General features: G+C 39.4%; 18 protein-coding genes and 1 pseudogene (1 of these 19 cut by a window edge). 11 read left to right on the top strand and 8 right to left on the bottom strand.

What is annotated here, in order from left to right:
- Positions 1 to 177 precede the first annotated feature (177 nt).
- The 7 genes from QWU_RS01000 to QWU_RS00970 all read left to right on the top strand — a co-directional run bounded on the left by QWU_RS01000 (position 178) and on the right by QWU_RS00970 (position 5,867).
- On the top strand, positions 178 to 1,641 hold the full coding sequence (locus QWU_RS01000; RefSeq protein ID WP_017195989.1) for a hypothetical protein: 1,464 nt from the start codon (positions 178 to 180) through the stop codon (positions 1,639 to 1,641).
- Complete coding sequence (locus tag QWU_RS00995) at positions 1,625 to 1,870, top strand: hypothetical protein (RefSeq protein WP_017195988.1); 246 nt, start codon at positions 1,625 to 1,627, stop codon at positions 1,868 to 1,870. Before QWU_RS01000 ends, QWU_RS00995 begins: the two co-directional genes overlap by 17 nt.
- 32 nt (positions 1,871 to 1,902) lie before the next feature.
- Positions 1,903 to 2,379 carry a hypothetical protein gene (locus tag QWU_RS00990; RefSeq protein WP_006589717.1) on the top strand — a complete coding sequence of 159 codons (477 nt, stop codon included), beginning with the start codon at positions 1,903 to 1,905 and terminating at the stop codon, positions 2,377 to 2,379.
- A complete protein-coding gene (locus QWU_RS00985; RefSeq protein WP_017195986.1) occupies positions 2,376 to 3,500 on the top strand; it encodes a tail fiber domain-containing protein in 1,125 nt (374 codons plus the stop codon). The genes QWU_RS00990 and QWU_RS00985 overlap by 4 nt, the downstream gene beginning before the upstream one ends.
- Positions 3,497 to 4,462 (top strand): phage tail protein, encoded by a 966-nt coding sequence (locus QWU_RS00980; RefSeq protein ID WP_017195985.1) that lies wholly within the window; start codon positions 3,497 to 3,499, stop codon positions 4,460 to 4,462. The genes QWU_RS00985 and QWU_RS00980 overlap by 4 nt, the downstream gene beginning before the upstream one ends.
- 291 nt (positions 4,463 to 4,753) lie before the next feature.
- Positions 4,754 to 4,960 carry a hypothetical protein gene (locus QWU_RS00975; protein ID WP_006589714.1) on the top strand — a complete coding sequence of 69 codons (207 nt, stop codon included), beginning with the start codon at positions 4,754 to 4,756 and terminating at the stop codon, positions 4,958 to 4,960.
- Positions 4,961 to 5,423: 463 nt separating this feature from the next.
- A complete protein-coding gene (locus tag QWU_RS00970) occupies positions 5,424 to 5,867 on the top strand; it encodes a hypothetical protein (protein WP_006589713.1) in 444 nt (147 codons plus the stop codon).
- Between the two features lie 196 nt (positions 5,868 to 6,063).
- Here the strand turns inward: QWU_RS00970 and fdhE are convergent, their stop codons facing one another.
- On the bottom strand, positions 6,064 to 6,954 hold the full coding sequence (gene fdhE / locus QWU_RS00965) for a formate dehydrogenase accessory protein FdhE (protein ID WP_006589712.1): 891 nt from the start codon (positions 6,952 to 6,954) through the stop codon (positions 6,064 to 6,066).
- An 872-nt stretch (positions 6,955 to 7,826) separates the two neighbouring features.
- Here fdhE and QWU_RS00960 point away from each other — a divergent pair.
- Positions 7,827 to 8,594, top strand: a complete 768-nt coding sequence (locus QWU_RS00960) for a DUF4167 domain-containing protein (protein WP_006589711.1) — start codon at positions 7,827 to 7,829, stop codon at positions 8,592 to 8,594.
- A gap of 40 nt (positions 8,595 to 8,634) precedes the next feature.
- Here the strand turns inward: QWU_RS00960 and QWU_RS00955 are convergent, their stop codons facing one another.
- From QWU_RS00955 to QWU_RS08845, 4 genes and pseudogenes are all read right to left on the bottom strand, one after another.
- A complete protein-coding gene (locus QWU_RS00955) occupies positions 8,635 to 9,081 on the bottom strand; it encodes a hypothetical protein (protein ID WP_006589710.1) in 447 nt (148 codons plus the stop codon).
- A gap of 91 nt (positions 9,082 to 9,172) precedes the next feature.
- On the bottom strand, positions 9,173 to 9,499 hold the full coding sequence (locus QWU_RS00950; protein ID WP_017195984.1) for a hypothetical protein: 327 nt from the start codon (positions 9,497 to 9,499) through the stop codon (positions 9,173 to 9,175).
- 267 nt (positions 9,500 to 9,766) lie between these two features.
- The gene (locus QWU_RS00945) at positions 9,767 to 10,780 is read right to left on the bottom strand and encodes a PAS domain-containing sensor histidine kinase (protein WP_006589707.1); all 1,014 of its coding nucleotides are present in this window, start codon (positions 10,778 to 10,780) and stop codon (positions 9,767 to 9,769) included.
- 20 nt (positions 10,781 to 10,800) lie between these two features.
- Positions 10,801 to 11,595, bottom strand: a pseudogene (locus QWU_RS08845) (response regulator).
- Between the two features lie 165 nt (positions 11,596 to 11,760).
- Between QWU_RS08845 and QWU_RS00935 the strand changes: the two are divergent.
- The 3 genes from QWU_RS00935 (at position 11,761) to QWU_RS00925 (ending at position 14,178) form a co-directional block, all read left to right on the top strand.
- Entirely contained in the window at positions 11,761 to 11,964 is a 204-nt protein-coding gene (locus QWU_RS00935) for a NepR family anti-sigma factor (protein ID WP_006589705.1), read from the top strand.
- A 6-nt stretch (positions 11,965 to 11,970) separates the two neighbouring features.
- Positions 11,971 to 12,525: an RNA polymerase sigma factor gene (locus tag QWU_RS00930; RefSeq protein WP_006589704.1), complete on the top strand. Its 555-nt coding sequence runs from the start codon at positions 11,971 to 11,973 to the stop codon at positions 12,523 to 12,525.
- Positions 12,526 to 12,750: 225 nt separating this feature from the next.
- Complete coding sequence (locus tag QWU_RS00925; RefSeq protein ID WP_006589703.1) at positions 12,751 to 14,178, top strand: sensor histidine kinase; 1,428 nt, start codon at positions 12,751 to 12,753, stop codon at positions 14,176 to 14,178.
- 107 nt (positions 14,179 to 14,285) lie between these two features.
- Here the strand turns inward: QWU_RS00925 and QWU_RS10240 are convergent, their stop codons facing one another.
- The 3 genes from QWU_RS10240 to QWU_RS00910 all read right to left on the bottom strand — a co-directional run.
- A complete protein-coding gene (locus tag QWU_RS10240; RefSeq protein ID WP_240532114.1) occupies positions 14,286 to 14,858 on the bottom strand; it encodes a metallophosphoesterase family protein in 573 nt (190 codons plus the stop codon).
- A 154-nt stretch (positions 14,859 to 15,012) separates the two neighbouring features.
- On the bottom strand, positions 15,013 to 15,576 hold the full coding sequence (locus tag QWU_RS10235; protein WP_006589701.1) for an aegerolysin family protein: 564 nt from the start codon (positions 15,574 to 15,576) through the stop codon (positions 15,013 to 15,015).
- Between the two features lie 564 nt (positions 15,577 to 16,140).
- Positions 16,141 to 17,965: the 3' portion of a M23 family metallopeptidase gene (locus tag QWU_RS00910; protein ID WP_006589700.1), read on the bottom strand. It continues 185 nt past the right edge of the window; only the last 1,825 of its 2,010 coding nucleotides appear in the window; its start codon lies beyond the right edge, outside the window — the gene reads right to left on this strand; its stop codon occupies positions 16,141 to 16,143.

Here is a 17,965-nt window from a genome sequence, read left to right as displayed (position 1 = left end):
TTGTGGGGGGGCATGCTCTTTATGAATGCATCGATTTGCTTTGGTTTTTTCTTTCATCTGAATTTTATGCCCAAGAGCTTTTCCCATTTGAATGGTTCTTGGGCTTAAAAGTAAGTTTTGGTGTTTTGAAATAGCACATTTGACTTTTCAAAAATATTCTTTCTCATGGGGTGCTCAATGGCTTTTTTCCCAATCGCTGATTATCGGCCTGATGTTGCAGACATCAATGGGCTTTTTACTGATGAACTCATCAATGTGTTACCGGCCGATGGTTCTTATATCCCTATGCCCAGTTTCCAACCTTTTTCAGAGCCTTGTCCTGATGAAATTTTAGGTGCTCTTGCTGTTAAAACAAAAAGTGGCGTGTCTGTTATTGTTGGGACAGGGCAAAAAATTTATCTTCTCGATAATACAACAAAAAGATGGAAAGATATTAGCAAAAAGGGAAAATCTTACCTCGCTAATATTGATGCTCCATGGTCATTTGCTTTGTTTGGCGATTATATTATCGCTGTTAATGCCAATGATAGGCCACAAATCATCGATATTAATCATGACAAAAAATTTAGGGATTTAGGCGGAAATCCACCACAAGCAGGAATTGTTCGTGTGTGGGGAGATTTCGTTTGTTTAATGAAATTGACAGAGTATCCACGACGTATTCATTGGTCTGGATTGAACGATGCCGAATTTTGGACTGTGGGGAAAAAAAGCTGTGATTATCAAGATTTTCCCGATGGTGGGGCTGTGCAAGGCGCAACGGAGACAACAAATCCAATCATCTTTATGCGTTCTGCAATCTATGCCGGCTCTTTTATCCCTGGCTCTAAAGTTATTTTCAGTTTTCAAAAAATTCATGATAAACGCGGGGCAAAAAATGCCGAATCTATCGTTTGTCGAGGGGATCTTGCCTTCTTTGCTGATGAGGGGGGATTTTATCAGATCACCAATGAGGGGCAGATCATACCCATTGGCTTTGAAAAAGTCGACAGAACGATGACAGCAAAATCAAGGCAAAAGAATCTCTATACTTTGTCTGCTGCCATTGATGGGGTGTATAATCGCGTTTATTGGATGATTGATAGCGATGAGACACTTCAGAAACGCATTTTGCTCATTTATGATTGGGGATTGCAAAAATGGACAAAAGCAGTTGTCGATATCAAAATGATTTTGCCCATTTTTTTGGCTGGAATGACTTTAGAAGGTCTCGATCAAGTGACGCAAAACCTCGATGAATTGTCCCCTTCTCTCGATAGTAAAGCTTGGAAAAATGAATCACCCATTCTCGGTGCATTTGATAGGCAGGGTAGACTTGGTTCATTTTCTGGTTCTTCTATGGCTTGTGTGGTGACTTCACAAGAAATGGGACAGACAAATGGCGTTGTAACACGGGTGAAAAATATTATGCCTCAGGTGAATAGTGAGGAATCTTATTTGTCTGTGGGAATGCGCTTTCGGCAATCCCTTGTAGAAAAAACCGTTTGGTTGCCGGAAAGATTGCCCTCGCATAATACGGGGCAAATTCATGTGCGTGCAAGGGCACGGTTTTATCGCTTTAGATTGCGCATTCCAGAAGGGGTGAATTGGTCTCATGTGACGGGCTTTGATGTGGAATTGCAAGGTGCCGGCACGCGCTAGTGCGTGGCTTTGTGGTGGGGGATTACGCGCTAGTGCGTGGCTTTGTGGTGGGGAATTACGCGCTAGTGCGTGGCTTTGTGGTGGGGGATTACGCGCTAGTGCGTGGCTTTGTGGTGGGGGATTACGCGCTAGTGCGTGGCTTTGTGGTGGGGGATTACACGCTAGTGCGTGGCTTTGTGGTGGGGGGTGGTTCATGCTGGTGGGGTCTTTATGTGGCAGAAAAGTTTAGAGCTGGTTAAGCGTCTTTTGAGAAGGCATAAGATGCGCGCAGAGAGAGACCAAATCATCATGCAAGAGAAGCAGAATTCCTATTCTGCTCATCTTACAGAGCAATGGTCATGGGAAAAAATAGCACCCTATCAAGAGGCTCTTAATGCTGCGCTGCAAAAATATGTTAGGCGTTTTCCTGATGATGTTTGTTTAGAAACAATTGCTGAAGAACTCATCGGCGGACAAGCACAATTGTGGCTGGTGTTAAAAAATAACCGCCAATTTAGCGCTTTTGCTATTACCAAAGTTGAAAGTACCTATATGGGGAAAAAACGCGTTGTCCTTTCAGATTTGGCCGGAGAGGGAGGACAGCAATTGGTCAAATTGATTGATAAAGTTGAAGCATGGGCGCGCACGATCAATGCTGAGGAAATGCAAATGTTTGCAAGAGCTGGGTGGGGAAAAATGCTCAGCCAGTACGGATATTCTCGTAATCTTATTTATTATAGAAAGGTTTTAAAGCCATGAGTAGAAAAACAAAGCCTCGGGTGCAAACAACAACACAAACAAATGCACCGCCCGCATGGGCTGCCGATATCTTTAAAAAAGCCAGTGCTCAAGCACTTGATATGTATAATAAAGGAATAGGTGGGAATGTTTATCAGGGAGAACGTGTTGCTGGTCTTGGGAATCTGACAAAAAATGCTCTCACTGGTCTACAACAGGCCGCTGATCAGTATAATAATCCAGTATTGACACAGTTGTTTAATGCACCAACACAAACGGCTCACAATCTTCTTGGTATGGCTAAGGGTGATTGGATTGGGGGCAATAGTAAATTTAATGCTGCTTTGCAAAATGCCTTAAGTAAAACTTCTGATGCTATTAATCAATCTATGTCTGGAGCTGGGCGCTATGGTTCTGGTGCTCATACTGGAGTGCTCGCCGACGAGCTTGGCGCATTGGCAACGAATGCTACCGCACAGCAATATAATCAAGATGTACAAAATATGATGAATGCTAATCAGATGATTGATCGTTCCTTATATGATCAGGTTAATGCAGCGAATAACTATTATCAAGGACAAAGTAATGCGCAAAGCAATGCTTTAAAAGGTGGAATTGTCCAAGATATGAATCGTCAGAATATATTAGATGCTGAGCGTCAAAAATGGAATGAGCAAGATAATCAAGGGTGGAACCGCCTAGAGCAGTTGCTGCGTGTGGGAACGCAGGCGGCTGGAAATTATGGAACAGCATCAGGAAAATCTACAACAATGCCTTCTGTGACAAAAGATCCATTGCGTGATGCACAACAAGTGCTTGGATTGGTAGGGGGAATTTTGGGGCTTTGTGATGTGAGAGCCAAAGAAAATATCGTCCCTGTGGGCAAAAAAAATGGCTATCCGCTCTATAGCTTTAATTATAAGGGTAATCCACAACGCTATCTTGGTGTTCTTGCCCAAGAAGTGCTGCGTTTGAAACCTGAGGCTGTCTTTGTTAATGCAAAAACCAAATTGTTGCATGTCGATTATGACAAAATCGGCTTGAGAATGAAAAAAATCACAGCACCTAAAAAGGGAATTGCTTACTTTTTCTCTTCTCTCTTTGCACGTTTGTCTTTCTTACAAAAAGGATATCTTTTATGAGCTCTATTTATAATTGGTCGCTTATCGCATCTGAAAATGCCTATGCCGATGAGAGCATAAATTGGGCAGAAGGACAACCGCCAAGTTCAGTTAATGACAGTGCGCGCGTTATGATGCAACGTATTAAAGAATATTTGTTGGATAATAGCGGGGTGATTGAGGCAAATTTTAGATTTGATCGGGGAAGGAATACAACAGCTATTTGTTTGATGACAAAATCTTCTTTTGAGGCTTATAAGGGCGGAATTGTGGTGCGCTTTAGGGCACAGGAGCAAAATATCGGAGCCACAGATCTCTCTTTAAATCAATTGCTGTCAAAACCCGTTTATATGGCAACTTCCGATGGTATAGCGCCTTTAAGGGGCGGAGAAATGCAAAGGGGCGGACTTTATGAGCTCGTCTACGTTTGTGATATTGTTGAAAAAAATGTTGATGGTTGGTTTTTAACAAATCCAACGCAAAATTTTTTACCTTCTGGTTTTATTGGCACTTTTGCCACAGAAAAAATACCGTCTGGTTGGTTGCTTTGTGATGGTCGGGAGTATTCTCGCAAGGCCTATGTAAATCTCTACGCTGCCATTGGTAGCATATGGGGAGTAGGAAATGGGTATTCAACATTTAATGTTCCCGATTTGCGTGGAATGTTTTTGCGCGGGCTGGATAGTGGAAAAAATATCGATAAAGGACGTTGCCTGGGAAAGAAACAGGAAGATTCTTTTAAAGCCCATAGCCATAATGGAAAAACAAATTCTGCAGGTAGGCATCATCATATAGTTGACGGTATCAGGCCTCAGGGTTTGGATGTTCGTTTGGCGACTAATAATAAGTATTACTATAGCGGTTACGGAGATCTGAGTACGAGTTTTTCAGGAGAGCATACACATGAGATCTTTGTGGACAAAACAGGTGAAGATGAAACGCGTCCCATCAATATGGCAGTTGTTTATGCTATCAAAACTTGAGAATGAAAATTCTTCATCGAGATAAAAATGGTTGCAGAATGTTTGTTATGAAAAAAGCCTGTTATGCTGTATGCGTGAAGTTTTTATTAGGCGTTTTATTTTTAAAAATGCATCTTTGCTTTATTTTCTCTCTTGAAGTGCTTGTGTAACGAGATCTTTCATACTTGTAAAATTTTTTTCAAATGTTTTTCGATGGGGTTTCTTAAAGTTTTATGAGGTGCAAAAGCTTGTCGGTAAAAGGTACTGAAATTTTCCAATAGGCTTTTTTATAGTGTGTGAAAGGGGGGTATAATGGCGCTTTTTCCGTTTTCTATTGCTGATATTGATGATCCTGAACATATTCGTGTGGTTCTTTATGCCAGCGCAAGAATGGGGCACGCCCCTTTGAATGCGTTGTTAAAGGGAATATATAAAGATATTACACAAATTTCCCAGCGGCTCGATGTTTTAGAAAAACAATTGAAAACAACAGATCTTGATTCTAACAAGCATGAATAAGGTGATAAAAGCAGCAAAGCGAGCATTGAAAGCAGTAAAACAGATGGTAAAATAGGTGCAGAAAGGTATGCACTGCATGCGTATGGGAGTGGCATTATTGATTGAGTCCATAAATTGAGTGATGTAACTCTTAAAGCTGGTGGGGAAAGGAAGCATCGCAGTTTAGGAATTGGTGCAACTGCGAGCATAATTTTAAATTCCGCTAGCAAATTTTTACAGATGATATCAAGAGTTTGAAAGCCGAGAGTGCGACACATAGCATTGGTGCTATAAGAAAAAAAGTGAGGAGAAAAACTATGTTGGGCATAATGGAGCAAATGGTAGAAAAATGCTATGTTTTGAAATAAGAAGATTGATCATTTGCTACTGTAACATGTATGTTATGCTTTAAGGTTTTTCTCACTGTTTGCTTTAAATTTTGCTTTTAAAAAGCTCTTTTTGAGTATTGAAAGATAGGGTCTTTATGGAAAAAAGAATTCGTGCAAGACAAAAGGCTTATTTCAAAAGACTATATCGTAAGATCGCTTTTGTTTTTATGCTGCTGTTTTGTCTCTTGGCCTTTTGTTTTCTTGTAGTAAAAATAATCAGCCATTTTTCTTCTCATAAAAAAATAGCACAAAAAGCATCTGTAGAATTGATTATCCCAGTCTTTGATCACCGTGTATATTGCAAGGAAATCGCTGCTTCCGTTACGTTCGATAGGAAAAAAGAAGTTTATCAGCATTGTCTTAATTTAGAAAGTGAAGCCTATTTTGCTATTCGTGAAATGTGGGATACACTTTCTGAGGGGGCAAAGAAAAAATGTATTGCAATGGTGCGACCAGGAGACGGAAATTATTTCCTCTTACGAGACTGTTTTTTTAATGAAAAAGACAGTGAAAAAGGGAAAGCGCGCAATCGCTTTTGAGTTTTTTACATAAAATTTAAAGGATATGGAAATTTTAAAAAAAGAAGCAAATTTATTGTGGTCGTTATCGTGATTGCTTTTATACCGACAGCATTTTGATTGGCAAAAATTTTGTTGTATTTTTGTGGATCATCATGAAAAAGCTTTCCTTATCGTTTTAGAAAGGGGAGAAGCTATTTGGTGTGATGCATATGGATTATTTGCTATCTTCTGCTAAAAAGGGGGCTAAAAAGGGATTAAAACTTTTATGCTGAAAGAGAGAAGAAGTTTTTTGTAAAAACCCTGCTGTTGTGCTACTGATGTCATCGGCAAAAACATCGAGTGTAGGATTTTTCTGGTGATTGAATTGTTTGCAATAAGATCCACATTTTTTACATGCTTCAAATAAAATGCCGTTGGGAATATTTTTACTGCTATAGGTAGAAAGACTCTGTTTTGCTTGACAAAAACTGCATTGATTGTGCGGGGTTTGCCAGAGAGTTGCGCAATAAAGGCAAGAACAAACTTTTATGGTTTTTTGTGGTTGAACCTCGATGATGAGGTTAGCAGAATGGGTGCCGCAGCAAGCGGGACAGAGGTTGTTTTGTTGTGGGGTTAAATTTTGTGCATCAAGTTGTGAGGCGGCAAGGCAATAAATGATTTGTAGGGCACCGGTGATCAAAATATGTTCTGCTAATTGCTGTTGGGGAAGTTTATGATTTAAGAGATTTTCGCCCCAAAGGTGCCATTGGTCTTTTTGCTGTTGTGTACGCTTTAAAGCTTGGTCGCTTATTGCAAAAAGTGCTTGCTGAGAAAGTTTTAGGGTTGAGAGGTGTTGTAAAAAATCATCAACAATACTTTCATAAAAGCCCAAGGTTAATAGTTTTGATCGATTAAGAGGTGCTGCTGTGGGGGCAGCAAAGCGACAAAGAGGAACAGCAAAATCTTTAAATTTTTCGCTCGATTGTTGTTGCGCGTTACAAAAATGCGCAAAAAACAACAAAGACTGTTTGTTCTTAAAGCTATGGGCTAAATGTGTAAAACGTTGTGCCCGTTTTGCAAATAAAGTTTCTTTCTTGGGTAGTATAACAAAAATTGGAGAATTCATGATTCATTCCCACTCATAGATCTTGCAGTCTTTTAAGGTGCGTTCAAATTTTTGGCAAAGTAGAGCATGTTGGTTGTTTCTTCCTCATAAGTCTCTTTTTCATATAGAGTTTGTATTTGAGTTTATATGACGCTTTTATGTTATACCTGTTATGCTTGTTATAAATGAGAACATTGATTTTTCTATGAGTTCCCTCAAATTTCACAAAGATTCATAACGCAGGAGGTAAGTTTTGGCAAGAAAACTAATCTATTGGTGTTTATAGGACTTGAATAATGCTTCATACTCATCTATTTATGAATAAAGGATTTTGTGAAGTAATAGTGGATTATTACTCACAAAGGGGTTGCTTTGACGCAGAAGAAAGGCTATGTTCACAGAATGAATATGTTCGCACGAGTGACTTATGAAAGCATATGTGCTTGTTTAGTGAAGTGTGCGAGGGGGCAGGGATATCGGCGTTTTTAGGATCGGTGGTTTTAGAGCGAAAAGGGCAGTTTTAGTTGTTCACTGGCAGAAGATGTTTTTTGCTAGAGGTATTCTTTGTACATTATCGTTTTTTGTTTTTCCACAAGATGGTTGTTTTTTTAATAAAATATGGTCTATTTAGAAAAAAACACTTGGCATTTTATGTGAACATCACTAGGTTTCTGCTGGTTAACAGAAAAAGAGGGAATTTTGAACTTATGGTTTCCCTGCTGTTGTTGTGATTTTCAAAAAATATATGCTTTATCAAATATCAGTAGGTATCATTTAAGTGAGATAAAACGCGGATAGCCTGATAACCGTATTCAAACATGATGAGCGTTATCGCAAAATAATGCAATGAAGAAGAGTCAATTAAGACACACATACTCCAAAAAGGGATAAAAATGAGGCCACAGCAAAATAGACGGGTACGCGGTCGCAATAACAATAATAGTAACAACAACAATAATCGTCGCGGACCTAACCCCTTGTCGCGGAATTATGAAAGTAGCGGTCCCGATGTTAAAATTCGTGGAAATGCGCAGCAAATTGCTGACAAATATATAAGCCTTGCTCGTGATGCACAGGGGGCGGGTGATCGTGTTATGTCGGAAAATTATCTACAACATGCTGAGCATTATCTGCGTATTATTTTGGCAGCTGTTGGGCAAACTCAATATGCTCGTCGTGATGAGAATCGTGATGAGAATAATGAGCAGGAATGCAGCGAAATAAACGTTGAAGTTGAGAAAAAAGATACTATAAATTGTGAGACAGATGTTGCACAAACACCATTGCAAAAAAATGGTCATGGTCAATATGCTCAGCTGCAAAATGGATATGTGCGTGAAGAAGCATTACAAGAAACAGTTCCATTGGCAACAGTTCCTTCGGATGAAAAAGAACTCCAAGAGCAATGTAGCGGTGAAGAAACTGTTGAACCTGTTAGAAAAACACGCAGAACTCCACGGCGGCGTACTGCGCGTGTTCAAGAAGGAACATCCCTTGAATTTCCACATTTTGAGCTTCCACGAGCAACTTCCGAAGCTGCTCAGGATGATAATGGAATGTCGATGCAGAAGGCTGCTTCCTCGCCTGTGCTAGAGAAGGAAATACAGAGAAAGCCACGGCGGCGGCGTGTGGTGACATCTTCTGCAGAAGAAAATATTTAAAATAATATGTGCTGTTGTAAGCGCTTGTTGAGGTGTTTTTTTAAGAGGATGGGTTGGTCGTTTTTTCTTCCGTTGTTTCAACAGAAAGTATAGCAATGAGTGCACCGGTGTAATAATTATACACCATAAATTTTGTCTGCCCGTCTGAGGTTAAGATTTTCAAAACAAGATTCTGCTCTGAAAGACTTTGCGATAAAATCTGCGTGTTTTTCGGTAAGGAAAGTGTGTGGTAGACAATTTTTTTATTTTTGCTGTGAGAGGCAAAAAATTCTGTTTGTTTGGAAACTGATCGCGTTGCGATAATTTTATAGACAATGCCAAATAGTACAGCAAGCATAAGGATGAGCGTTATGGCAATGGAAATGATCATTAAACGCATGAGCTTTTTTCTCACACGTTCTACTGCTGGGTCTAGGGGGAGATCTTGAGGTAATGCATCTTGCTGTGCGCGTTGGTCTCTTGCAGTGTCCATTTGCTTATTATCCATTATGTTGACCTCTTCCATGGATTGTTTTCTTAGAGCTTGATGGGTTTATGCTTTTAAGTCTTTTTGTGCAAGAGATTTATAGGAGCAGAACCTAGGGGTGGGGATGAGGTGAAAAAATATCTGCATCGTGGGGGTTGGAGATCTTATCATGCATATTTTGGCTTGTGAGCAGAAAATTGCCTCGGTTGGTTACAGACCAGATGAGCTGTACTTGTTGTTGATGTAAGTTTGCCTCAATGTTCGTGCATTGAGCAAAGATTTGTTGTCCATAAGATGCAAATTTTTTTGTGGAGGGTATCATAGCTTGTTCGCAAGCTTGTGCTGTGGGATAGATTTTGACCATTTTATTGTTGGAATAACAGCTGTTAAAATCATCTGTGCATGAAACCAATAAAAGGATAAAAACGAGGGTATTCATAAAAAATCTTCCAAATAAAAGGTTGACGAGCTCCATTTGTCAGCCTTAGGGCGTTATTTATGATAAATAAACGTTTTTAAAGGTTGCTTAGTTCCCAGAAGGGCTGGTTGGGCTAGAGTCTTAACAAAAGTTGTTAGGTATATTTGGAGGCTGAATCATGAAGGTGATATCATGAAGGTGATATCATGGGGGTGGGTGGGTGATGAAAAGATTCTTGGAGGATATCCTGTTTTACTTTTTTATTTTGTGCTCTTTCTTAACTACTTTTTAAAAAAAGATATCAAAGTAGGTATCGGGAACAGATAAGCAATATACAATTCCCTCTTCGGTTAATGTGAAAGAAGCCGAGCCATTGACAGAGACAGGAACAATTTTTTCTAGCACAGCACTACCAAAACAGGCTTTTTGATCGTGAGAGAGAATGGTGCCTGCTTCAAAATGTTCATTCCAAGTGATGAGTAGTTGCATTTTTCCATTGATGTTTGTGTGGATTTCACAGCGTACGAATACTCTGCCTTTTTCTTGGGAGAGAGCACCAAAAGAAAGAGAATTAACAATGAGTTCATGAAAAGCCAAACCAATATGTAAAGCCGCATTGGGAAAAAGATAAGGATTTACGCCTTCAAACGAAAAATGTTCTGTTTCTTTTAACAAGTAACCCAAAGCTTGTGATTGAACCAATTCGCGAAATTGTGCTCCACGCCAATCGGAATCGGTAATGAGATCTTGAGAATGGGAAAGAGAATGGAGGCGGCCTTGAAATTTGCGCAAGAAAATCTGCAACGATTCCGTATAGCGTGCCGTTTGGCTGGCAATACTTTGAATGATGGCAAGAAGATTTTTAGAACGATGGCTTACTTCTCGAAGAAGAATTTTTAACACTTGTTCACGCCGACGTAACCCTGAAATATCAACACCTGTGGTGATAATACCAATAATATCTCCATTATCATTATGATGACAATCGATAGAAAATTTATACCAAATCGCTTGTTTGGTCATATCTTCAAAGCGTGCTTCGATGGTTTGCATTTTGCCGGTGGCTAAAACCTGCAATTTAATGGTTTCCATATTATCGGCAATATCAAGCGAAAAAAAATCACTGTCACGACAGCCCATACGCCATTTGTTATGCAAATGCTGTGGCAAATTTTCTGCCCATAAATAGACCAAATTGGTTGTTTGATATAAAACACAAATATCAGCACTACGGATCGCTTGCATCAGAGCGCTTAAGTGAGATTTATCCATCGGTGGCTTTTGAAAAGGCGTAACGATCATGGTGGAGATGTTACTCTATGCTAAGCTGCTTTCGAAGCATTCTCTTGAAAGAATAAAGCCTGCGAAATAAGCGCTTTGACCATATCTGGATTAAAAGGTTTGGTGACTAAAAAAGTTGGCTCTGGGCGCTCGCCGGTTAGTAGTCTTTCAGGGAAAGCCGTGATAAAGATTACAGGTATATGGTCATTTTGCAAAATGTCATTAACTGCATCAATGCCCGAACTGTTATCGGCTAATTGGATATCAGCCAGAATTAGTCGCGGTTTTTCTTTATGGTACAAAATGACAGCTTCATCACGGGTTCGTGCTATCCCTACTACTTTATGGCCAAGACTCTCTACCATTTGCTCAATATCTAGCGCAATAAGGGGCTCGTCTTCAATAATCATAACTTGCGTGGCTATTTGTTGAGAAATGTCCGTCGATGCTTGGTTGAGAAGCTTGCGGAACTCTTTTGCATCAAGAGACATGATTTCACGGGCTTCTTGTTCATTAAAGCCTTCTACGGCAATCAATAAAAAGGCTTGGCGTGCACGTGGCGTTAAATATGATAATTTCGCGTTGGTTTTTCGTTCAAGACCAAATTATGGAAGCGGTTCTGGGATATTGGGTGTGGTTTGGTCAAAAAGATGGCAAAAAAGCCAATAGGTTCCAATCCGGTCACTGGATTTTTGCGGAAAAATCGAAATGTCTGTAATCAGTGCTTCTAACATTGCTGAAACATAAGCATCGCCAGAAGATTGGCTGCCTGTAACAGAGCGGGCAAAACGCCGAAGATAGGGAAGATGTGGTGCGATGCGCGTGGATAATGACATATTTTATAACTCCTTTGACCTTTGAAGTGCTTTGATGGTTGAAATTTTTGAGCAATGAAAAAGTTCCTTTTCTCGTATGGAACTTTTTACATACAACTATATTTACAACCATAGAGCGAAAATCTTCTCGGTGCTACTTATAGTATATGGATTAGGGGGAAAAAAATGAACAACCGTGATGAAAAAAATCTTACCAATCACTTCACGTTTGGAGATGACATTCTCGGCGTTAATAGTGAAATAGCACGAAAATTACGTCAGTTTTATATGGAAATTCAAGAAGAGACACTGCCACGGCGTTTGTTGGAGCTTTTGGACAGACTGGAGCGCGCAGAGCAATTTGCTTTAAAAAATGTGGAAAAGGTTTGAACCTTTATGGCAGAGTGCGTAAAAAAATTTAAGCAGGAACTCTTGCTGGTTTTACCGGCTTTACGGGCTTTTGCACTTTCTTTAAGTGGTAAGCATGATAAAGCAGAAGATTTGGTTCAAGATACCGTTATGAAGGCGTGGGCAAAGCAGGATAGTTTTGAAATGGGCACCAATCTCAAAGCTTGGCTTTTTACAATTTTGCGCAATGAATTTTATAGCCAAATGCGCAAAAAAGGAAGAGAAATTCAGGACAGTGATGGAGTGTTTACTCAAAATGTCGCGGTTCATCCTGCGCAATATGGATCGCTTGATTTGCAAGATTTCAAAAAAGCCTTAAATATGCTCTCCCCTGATCAAAGAGAAGCCATTATTCTTATTGGGGCATCAGGTTTTTCTTATGAAGATGCTGCTGCTATTTGTAATTGTGCTGTTGGTACAATTAAAAGCCGTGTGAGTAGAGCGCGTAATCGCTTACAGGAACTTCTCAAGGTGAATGGTGAGTCCGATTACGGGCCAGATGCTTATTCGGCAGGAAGTACATTGTGTTCATTTAACGGCTAAAAAAGTATAATAATTATGGTTGATAGCCTTGTTTTTTTTATTCTCGTTATAGCTATTACAGTAAAGCAAGTATCTAAGGAAATTCAGAAAATTGCTCTGTAAACCTTGGGAAAATGAGGAAGGTCTGTGTGAAACTCTCTCGCGGGCTTTTTGCATTAGATTCCATAAGGGTGCTTTCCTTTGTGCTGAAAAGTGACGATTTTCAGGTTCGCCGATGGAAATTCTATGACAACAAAGACGAATTTTCTTCTTCAAAAGCCTTCTTTTGATGCAAGTATTTCAAGCTGGCGTTGGCTGGCAATTATTGTTTCTCTGGTGATGACTCTTTTGGCTTCTACTTTTATTATGCTGCTCTCAAATGCCGTTGATCGGGAAGTTGCGCAGTTAAATACAAGTTCGGAGTTACGCGAACAAGCCGATTTGGTGCTTATTAGTTTAATCGATATGGCTATTGCTGATCGTAGTTACGCAAAAACCCGAAAGTCGGAAGATAAAGCACATTTTGAAAATGCTATGCAAAAACTCCAGGATATTCTCGATTATACAGAGCTTATTGTTTATGCTCATCCGCAATGGTATGAGTGGTTTAGGGCTTTTAAAAAGGAAGTCGAAGCACGCAAGGTTTTTATGACTGCCCATATGCATGCTCTTGATGCACTGCCTGATCAATCTTCTCAATCTGCTGATTCTTTAGAAGTTTCCAAGATTCCCGTGGCACGTTTAGCTCAATTAATGACAAGCTTTATTAATGGTGATGATGTGGTGCGACAAAAACAGCGCGAGGGAATAGCATTTATGCGGGCCGCTTTAACATTGGCCGCGATTGTTTCTGTTGTGAGTACTTTTATTTCTGCCTATTTTGTTATTAATCGTTTTCGCCGTGATATACGCTCCTTAAAAATGTATCAATTGCTGCTACATAGCGAAAATGCTGCTCTTGAAGCACGGGTCAAAGAGCGGACACAAGAATTGGAAAATGCACGCAATCATGCTGAAAAAGAACGGCAACGCGTTGAAATGTTGTTACAGGATGCAAGCCACCGCATTGGCAATTCTCTTGGTACAGTGTCTTCTTTGCTGGGGTTGCAATTAAATCGCAGCAAAAATGAAGAAGTGCGTTCTGTGCTTGGAGCTGCGCGTGATCGTATCCAAACAATTTCCACAGCACATCGTCGTTTGCGCTTGAGTGATGATATGGAAACAACCCTCTTAGCTGAGTTTCTCAGCTCTGTGGTGCATGATGTTGAATTGGCTGTCCCTTTTGAATTGCGTGAAAATATCACCATTCATACGAATTTTAAAGATTGTCGCTTGTCTTCAAGGGATGCTACAACACTTGGAATTATTCTTGGTGAATTGCTGACAAATTCTTTAAAACATGCTTTTCCAGATCATCGTACTGGTCATATTTATATCTCGTTTGGTCCCGAGCCAGATGGACAATTGATGCTCATTGTCGAAGATGATGGGGTGGGCATGAAAAACCAAACTTTAAAGCAAAAAACCGGTCTTGGTCGTTTGGTGGTAGAACAGCTTTGTATGCAATTTGGTGAAAAACCTCTTTTTCAAACTTCTGCTTTAGGAGGTACAAAAATCGTTATTCCTTTGCCAAAACTCAATACAGGTGGTGCAAAAGATACAAAACCCTCATAAAGGAGTTCTTAAGATTCCATGTTATTTGTTGAGGTTGAAAGCAAAAGCGCCTTTATAATTTACTACAATTTTTCGAAAGGGACTTGTTTGCTCCATTGAGCCCTAAATCATTCAATCAAAATGAGTGTGCCTGTTTTACCATTATAAGCTTTGATATGAAGGTTTTTTCTTTGCACATGGACGAGATAGTAATCTCCTCTATAGGGATGTGCATCATGAAAATTGAGAATGGTCACTTTTCCTCTTTTATGTGCTGCTGCTAAATCTTTTTTCAGCCACCCCAAAGCTTTGGTTATTCTTGCTTTCATATGACCATCAGATAAATGTGCAGTATAAGTTGGATAGTTGTGCAACTGTACATAGTGAATATCTCCATAATCCCATGAGTAACTTAAACTTCCAGTTATAAAGTGATGCGCTATTTCAGAGTGGAGGAGCTGACGAGAAATTACGTGTTGATTGAATGCAGGTAGAGAACTGCTATATTTGTTCATTTCTTTTAGCATTCTTTGCACAGCATTTACCGCACAGGCATCTTTGGAAAGATTCGATGTGGGTATCATACAATCATGAAGATTGTTGTAGTAATTGTGGTTACCTAATCCTTCATAGACAGGATAAACCATGCTTTTGTAGACATCTGCATAATCTTGATAGGTTTGGGGGCGACCAAACTCCATTAAATCGCCATTGACAATATAAAATATAGCGGCGTGGGATTCTAATGCCGTTACAACTTTTCTATTTGCTTTAAGCCATGGTTCTCTGTTGTTGTACGTGCTAGGATCACCAGAATCTAAACGCCATGGTTACAGATCGACGGCTATGACAATATTAATTATAATTTTGGGGTGTCTTTCTTTTTACGTACCAAATTGTTCTTGCATTATCACCCACCCCTTCCATGCGTTCAAAAAAATAGTCTTTGTTGCTTGAGGTAACGGAATATTCATTGGCACCACTATAGGGATTATACCATCGGAATGTTAATATTGTTCCATCATCTTTTACTTTATATTTAACCCATCCCCCAGATCCAAAAAGCCAAACATTCGATGTTGTTGCCGCTTTTCCTACAAAACCAGCTGCAATTGTCTTTGAGGGACCAGTGTTTTCCCAATATTCACTGGTTTTCCATTGTCCGCGCTCAATGGCTTTATCAATTAAGATCATAGAAGTCGGCGGATTGGTAAGCTCATTAACAATGTATATATCCGTTGAACGATCATCAAAGGCAATTTGTTTAGGCTTTGGTAATTTTTCGACAAAGCTTCGTCTTGTTTCGTATGTTACAAAAAAACTTTGCGCATGAGACGCATAAGGCTTTAACCAAATAACAATGGTCAAAGAAATAAAGGTCAAAGAAATCGCTGTAATGATTCTCTTTTTGTCTTTCATAAAATTCTCATCCAAAACTCAAATAATTCCAGGAAATACTTTGTAGGGGCAATATCATAAGAGGCATTTGAATTCATTTCTTCATGAACTGTACTTCTCTTTTTTAGATGATATGATCGATCTAAAAGATAAGTTGAACTTGAGAACAATGAGATCAGCTTATGAGTGAAGTATTGTGCAAATGATCTCTCTAACTTTCTTGCCACAAATTATGTAAAATATTAAAAACAAAGCTTTATGACTTTTGTAAGGTGTATTTTAAAAATGATCAACCAATGGTTGATTGATCATCAATCATGGGATTTATGAAAATTGGGAGGATTATTATAAGCTTTAATATAGAGAATTTTGCTCTGCACTTTGATAAAATGATCGTTTCTTTTTAGAATGCTAATGCTTTTTATGCACAGCTTGCTTGTTTTTTCAAATTTTCTTTTGTGGCGAAATTTGATTAGGATGCAAGCAGCCTCTTTGCAGTTGTTTTTCTGTTTTTTTGAGGTGGCATATGTGGGAAAAAGCTTTGAGCCGAGCAGTCTTGAAAAAAGTGTCTTTTGAAAGGTTGGTTTAAGAAGCATCTCCTGATGAGGTTGGTGGGCTGCTTAATAGAGAATCAATATTGTTTTTTTCCTCTAGGAATGTTTGTAGTTCTTGATTGTTCAAAGCTTTACCATTTGGTATACGAATGCGCATAGGATCAACTTTTACACCATTGACAATGATTTCAAAATGACAATGTGGACCGGTTGCCATTCCTGTTGTTCCAACATAGCCAATGACTTGTCCTTGACGTACTTTAGCACCTAGTTTGATATCTGGTGCATAACGGCTCTGATGTGAATAGCTGCTGATATATCCATTGCTATGTTGAATTTCCGTATGGTTTCCATAGCCGCCTGTTACGCCAATTCTTGTGACAATACCATCTCCCACAGCAATAATGGGCGAGCCTTTTGGTGCAACCCAATCAACGCCTGTATGCATGCGAACGTAACCTAAAATAGGGTGTTTGCGTGGTCCAAAGGGAGAGCCAAAAACACCATTGGGTGTGGGTTTGCGGAGCAAAAAGGGTTTAGAGCTTTTGCCTTGTGCATCGTAGTAATCGACGCTTCCATCTTTTGATTGATAACGGTAATATTTATAGGTTGTATTGCCAAAAGTGACACTGATATAACGGATTTCAGGATCTATGTTTGTGGGGATTCCTTGTGTTTTAGGGCTCTTTTTGCCTTCTTTGTTGTTTTTTGCTGTTTCACTTTGTTGGGGGATGGCATAAAATATTTCCAACTGATCAGTTGGTGTTATCCGGTTTTTCATATCAATGTTGGTGGCAAGCAAACGAATGAGATATTGAGAAAGAGATTGTGAGACATTATGACTGAGCAGCGCCGTGTAGAGTGCATCATAAGCTGTTGGTAATTGTGCACTACTGACATAAGAGTGGGGAATACCATTTTGAAAAGCTGTTTGAAGCACTTGGGACATTGTGGGCTCTGCACTTTCAACAAATCGCCCTTTATCATTAAGGGCAATGGTGAGAATGTGATATTTGCCTTGATAAATACTGACCCGTACCAGATGATCTTCTTCTCCAGCTTGTGTGACAATACCAATGCGTAAAAGGCTCCCTTCTTTAAGACTGTCTGAATGATTCAATTTTGTTAAAGTGTTTACAACCTTTTCAATTTGTTGCTTTGTATAGTTGGTATCTTTGAAAGCATCGGCTATCTTTTGCTTTTTGTGAATAGGAAGAATATCTTCTGCATAGTTTTTCGCAAGGTCAATGCGACGACTTTGAGGGGAAATAGTCACATTTTCTTGAACAATACGAACCTCTGGGCTATCTGTAAATTGAGAGGGTGAAGATAAATCATCTAATTTTAAAGGATCAATGAGGGTAAGAAGCGAAAGGAGTTCGTCGTTTTTTTCTAAAGTGAAGCCAGCTTTTTTTAATTCTTGTTGTACTTCATCATCTGTTAGGATATCTGCATCATCAAAATTTACTTGATCAATGATAAAATCATAATTGCGTAGGGTTATTTGGGTTTCTACCTTTGCTCCATAAATATGTCCAGAAATATGTCCAGAATCTTGTGATGTGGCAGCTTGAATTTTCGAATCACTAGCAAACATGCTTAAAGAATCAAATTTGGGATAATTATATTGTTGTGGGCGCTCTTCGGCTAAAGCCATGCGGATCCATTCAAACTGTTGTGTTTTAATAACTTTTTCCTCACCCTTTTTTTGTACAATTGATAATTCAAATTGGCGTTTGCTATCAAAGCTTTGCCGTGCATGCGTGGGAGAAATACGATCACCTTTATATCCATTGGCATTAGGATCTTGTTTTTGTGAGAGGTTTTCTAGCTTAAACCATTGTGGAGGTGTGACC

This window comes from Bartonella birtlesii IBS 325, assembly GCF_000273375.1.
GTDB lineage: Bacteria > Pseudomonadota > Alphaproteobacteria > Rhizobiales > Rhizobiaceae > Bartonella > Bartonella birtlesii.
This window is presented reverse-complemented; position numbering and strand designations above follow the sequence as displayed.